Origin of the sequence: Nocardioides sp. (genome assembly GCF_025964975.1) — a bacterium.
Lineage (GTDB): Bacteria > Actinomycetota > Actinomycetes > Propionibacteriales > Nocardioidaceae > Nocardioides.
The window spans coordinates 1-4,991 of the sequence record NZ_JAOPXV010000083.1 but is presented as its reverse complement, the minus strand read 5'-3'; the positions used below and the strand labels follow the sequence as shown (position 1 = coordinate 4,991).

Annotated in this window: 4 protein-coding genes; all 4 read right to left on the bottom strand. The window is 68.7% G+C overall.

Features of this window, described 5'->3' with window-relative positions; all coding sequences use genetic code 11:
* A partial coding sequence (locus tag JWN68_RS05840; RefSeq protein ID WP_297736032.1) for an oxygenase MpaB family protein occupies nucleotides 1–582 on the bottom strand: 582 nt, incomplete at its 3' end.
* A 186-nt stretch (nucleotides 583–768) separates the two neighbouring features.
* Entirely contained in the window at nucleotides 769–1,887 is a 1,119-nt protein-coding gene (gene prfB, locus JWN68_RS05835; protein ID WP_297736027.1) for a peptide chain release factor 2, read from the bottom strand.
* A gap of 164 nt (nucleotides 1,888–2,051) precedes the next feature.
* Complete coding sequence (locus JWN68_RS05830; protein WP_297736023.1) at nucleotides 2,052–2,852, bottom strand: hypothetical protein; 801 nt, start codon at nucleotides 2,850–2,852, stop codon at nucleotides 2,052–2,054.
* Nucleotides 2,853–2,957: 105 nt separating this feature from the next.
* Nucleotides 2,958–4,370: an FAD-dependent oxidoreductase gene (locus tag JWN68_RS05825; protein ID WP_297736020.1), complete on the bottom strand. Its 1,413-nt coding sequence runs from the start codon at nucleotides 4,368–4,370 to the stop codon at nucleotides 2,958–2,960.
* Between the last annotated feature and the right edge of the window lie 621 nt (nucleotides 4,371–4,991).

Below are 4,991 nucleotides of genomic sequence, written 5' to 3'. Positions count from 1 at the left end.
CATCAGCGCCAGGGTCGAGTCGGCGACGCGCCGCGCGCCTTCGTCGTACGCGAAGTGCTCGGCCTCGTAGGAGGCCATCAGGTCCTCGAAGCCCGCGTAGGTCTCCGGGACGTCCTTGATGTTCATGTGCCGACCGAGCGCCCGGTAGTAGTGGACCGACGCCTCGACCTCGTGGGCCGTCATCGGGCGCTTGCCGTAGTCGTCGAGCCAGCGCTTGGGCACGACCACGAAGGTGCTCAGCACGTAGCGGAACTCGTGGTCGGGGATGTCGTAGGCGCGGTGCATCGCGTTGATCCGGCGGATCGCGGCCTTCGACTCGGGGTGGTCGAAGCCGAGCCGGGTCGGGGGCTCGAGCAGCAGCGCGGTGTCGTCGTACCGCTTCTGGACGTTGCCGGTGAACGCGCCGGTCGCGTCGAGCAGCCGGCCGATGCCGGGCACGGCGTAGGTGCGGAAGAGCGCGAAGCTGAGCGCCTGGTTCATGTCCCACGGGAACTCGTGCATCACGACGTTGCGGTAGATCTCGACGAAGTCGGTCTCCGGGTCGAGGGCGTCGTTCCGGGCCTTCCAGTGGTCGCGCTTCATGCCACCAAACTAGAGCAGACCCGCCCACCGGGTCGCCGTCTCGGTGGTCGAGTAGCGAGCGCCAGCGAGCGTATCGAGACCCTTGGTCGCGGTCTCGATACGCCGGTCGCGACCTCCTTCGTCGCTCGCGCGACTACTCGACCTGGCTGCTGCGTCCTGGTCCTCGCGAGCTCGGACCAGGGCAGCTCAGTTCTCGGCGGCCTTCTCGGCACCCCGGCGCCAGCGGATGCCGGCCTCGAGGAACCCGTCGAGGTCGCCGTCGAAGACCGCGGACGGGTTGCCCTGCTCGTAGCCGGTCCGCAGGTCCTTGACGATCTGGTAGGGGTTCAGCACGTAGTTGCGCATCTGGTCGCCCCACGACGCCTGGACGTCGCCACGCATCTCGTCGAGGTGCGCCTTCTCCTCGGCCTTCTTCAGGGCGAGCAGCTTGGCCTTGAGGACGACCATCGCGCTGGCCTTGTTCTGCAGCTGCGACTTCTCGTTCTGGCAGCTGACGACCGTGCCGGTCGGGATGTGCGTGAGACGGACGGCGGAGTCGGTGGTGTTGACCGACTGGCCGCCCGGGCCGCCCGAGCGGTAGACGTCGACGCGGACGTCCTCGTCGGGGACGTCGATCTCGTCGGTCTGCTCGAGCACCGGCACCACCTCGACGGCGGCGAAGGACGTCTGCCGGCGGCCCTGGTTGTCGAAGGGGCTGATCCTCACCAGGCGGTGCGTGCCGGCCTCGACGGACAGCGTGCCGTAGGCGTAGGGGGCGTGGATGGCGAAGGTGGCCGACTTGAGGCCGGCCTCTTCGGCGTACGACGTGTCGAAGACCTCGACGGGGTAGTTGTGCTGCTCGGCCCAGCGGGTGTACATCCGCATCAGCATCTCGGCGAAGTCCGCGGCGTCGACCCCGCCGGCACCGGAGCGGATGGTGACGAGGGCTTCGCGGACGTCGTACTCCCCGGACAGCAGGGTCCGGATCTCGAGGGACTCGACGGCCTTCTTGACGCGGCCCAGCTCACGCTCGGAATCGGCGAGCGTGTCGGCGTCGCCCTCCTCCTGCGCCATCTCGACCATCAGGCCGAGGTCCTCGATGCGAGACTCGAGCGCGAGGAAACGGTCGAGCTCGCCCTGGATCAGGGAGAGTCGGCCGGTGACGCGGGTGGCGTTGTCCTGGTCGTCCCAGAGGTCGGGCGAGGCGACCTGGTCGCCGAGGTCGGCGATCTCCTCACGCATCTTGTCCAGGTCGAGGACCTGGCCGATGGTGTGCATGGTCGCCTGGAGCTGCTTGATCTCTTGGTCGTAATCGGTGCCTGCCACAAGCGGCAACACTACGGGCCGGGCGGTGGGGTGTCGAAAGACAAAGACAGACCTGCCAAATGACGGGGCGCCCGGTCTCACGTGCGTGACTCCGGGCGGCCCGCTCGGGCTGGTGCGGCCCGATGGTGCGCTCCCTGACTGGGAAGTGGGGAGCGCGGCTGGGACTACTTGGTGCAGAGCACCGCAGGCGATCCGATCGCGACAAGCGAGTCGGGAGCCTTGGTGGAGGTGCTGAAGTAGCTGATGCGGAAGGCGTCGCTGATGTCGACCTCGTGGTCCTCGATGATCTGGCCGAGCACGAGGCCGTAGGAGAAGACGTTCTTGCCGTCCTTCGACAACGCCACCGTGCCGCTGCCGCCCGTGGCGCTCGAGTCGGTCAGGGCGTAGGTCGCCCGCAGCTTGAGGCACTTCTTGCCCAGCGTGTACTCGATGGAGGAGTTTGCGCCCGCCATCTCGGTGACGAGGCTGGCGCCGAACGTCTCGGTGCCGATGGTGGCGGTCGTGAACGCCATGTTGGTCTCGGGACCGCTGGGGCGAGTGGTCAGCAGCTCCCAGGCGTAGACGACGAGCTTGAGTTCCGGGCTGACACCCTTCTTGACCGAGCCCACAGCCGGCTTCAGCACGCGGTAGAAACGGGTGCCCGCGGTGCTGGGCTCGTCCTTGAGGAGGAACCTGCCGGTGGCCTTGATCGTCGCCGTCCCGGAGACGGACCACGTCTTCTTGCCGTCCAGGCGCTGCTGCAGGACGACCTTGTCACCGGCGGCCTTCGGGCTGACCGCGCCGCGGATCTTGACGACGTCCTCCTTGGCGATGGCGGTGGTCCGGTTGATCGCGGCCGAGACCGAGTACGCCGGAGCAGAGGCGCGCTGGGCGGTGGCGTCGTTGGCCGTGGCGGTAGCGGCGGTGGCAACGAGCGGAGCAGCGGCGAGGGCGAGGCCCAGCCCAGCGGTGGCGAAGCGGTTCATTCTTGTCCCCTGTTCAGTGGGCCCCGTTGGGCCGTCTGCAGGGGAGATGCACGGACGTGCGATTTGGTTGTCCGCTGTTCGTACGTTCCTCCCCGCAGGACTCGATCAGGAGTCGAAGCCGAGCCCGAGGCGATCGAGGATCCGCAGCCACAGGTTGCGTCTGCCGGTCGCGTCCTCCCGTGCCATCGACCAGCGGGTGACCTGGATGCCGACCCAGGTCAACGGCTCCGGCGGAAACGGCAACGACTTCGACTGGACCATCTTCAGACGCGTACGTTCGGTGGTCTCACCGTCGACGAGGTCGAGCATGACGTCGCCGGCGAACCTCGACGCACCGACGCCCAGCCCGGTGAAGCCGGTGGCGTACGCCGCTCGCCCGCGGTGCGCCGTACCGAACATGGCGCAGAAGCGGGTCGAGGTGTCGATGACCCCCGACCAGCGGTGGGTGAACCGGATGCCGTGGAGCTGCGGGAAGGTCTCGGCGAAGTTGCGGGCCAGGGTCTCGAAGGTCGCTCGACGGTCCGCGTGCTCCTCGCCGATGGAACGGCCGAAGTGGTAGATGGCGTCGTAGCCGCCCCACAGGATCCGGCGATCAGGCGTCACGCGGTAGTAGTGGAACTGGTTGCCGGAGTCGGCGACGCCGATGGACGGGTCCCAGCCGAGGCTGCCGAGCTGCGCATCGGTGAGCGGCTCGGTGGCCAGGACGTAGTCGTAGACCGGCACGACGGACCACTTGGCGCGCCGGAACTGGTCGTGGAAGACGTTGGTGGCGACGACGACCCGGTTGGCCCGGATGACGGCTGCGCCCGTCGTGGCCTCGAGGCCGTCGTCTCGTCGCACGAGCGAGTCCAGCCGGGTGCCCTCGAAGATCCGCACACCGAGACGCTCAGCGGCCTCGGCGAGTCCCCACGCCAGTCGAGCGGGGTCGACGAGCGCACAGTCGTGTGGCTGGAGGCGTCCGGCGAGATAGGTCGGGGAGTCCACCACGGCGCGCACGGCAGCCGCGTCGAGGAAGCCCTCCTCGTCAGGTCCGAGCCCGCCCACCTCGTGCGGACGGGTCGCCACGGTGAGCGTGCCGCCGCGGACGAAGCCGCAGTCGATCCCGTAGCGCGCGACCGTCTGCTCGATGCCGTCGAGGTTCTCCATCCCCAGCTCGTGGAGCCGGTCGTACTCCCCCGGCCACCTGGAGCGCCCGTTGCTCTCGCCGTGGGTCAGGCTGGCCTCGCAGAAGCCACCGTTGCGGCCTGTGGCGTGCTCCGCGATCCGGTCGGCCTCGATGAGCGCCACCGACCTGCCGGGATGACGCTCCACCGCGCGAAGTGCAGCCCAGAGTCCGGTGAAGCCGCCGCCGACGACCAGCAGATCAGTGTCCACGGCGCCCGACGCCGCCGGCCTGGCCACCGGACGCACCGGGTTGTCCAGCCACAGTGGTATCAGGACCGAGTCGTCGAAGGAGTCCGCCGGCCAGGGGGTGTGCCCGCTGCCGTCGACGACGTCTCCCACGTGCGTGTCGCTCATCCGGCATCCTCGAGATCTTCGGAATCAGTCGTCAGCGGTCATGCTGGCGACGGTATGCCCTCGATTGTGCCTTCCCTCGTTGACTTTTCGCTAGTCCAGACGAGTTCTGAGCCCGCGCACCGAACCGCCGCCACCTAGGCTGCCGGGATGGTTGAGGGCGGAAAGACCGAGCAGGCATCCACCGCGAGGAGTTCGTCCACCTCGTCGACCTCTCGCACGACCGTGTGCTGGTCGGTTGGGGCGCGTTCTGGTTCCGGCGCGACGAGACGCAGGGCCGCTGGAACATCCTCGACGACTCCGCCCTGCAGGAGGCCGTCGGTCGCCGTACCTCCATCGGCCACAGCGCCGAGCCCTTCGGTCACACCCGCGTCGAGGTGCTGGACGCCGGTGGCGCGGTCGTCGTCGCGGAGGCGAGCACCGACGACCGGTGCTGGGTCTGGGTGGAGGGCCTCGAACCCGACACGGGGGCGAGCAGGGCAGGTGGACGACGAGAGCGGTGGCGAGGACGACGACCGGTACTCCAGCTTCTTCCAGCCCTACCGCTATGCGCTCGCCCGCGTCCCGGTCTTCCCGGCGATCGGCAACCACGACACCACCGACTCCGAGGGCAGTGACGACCGG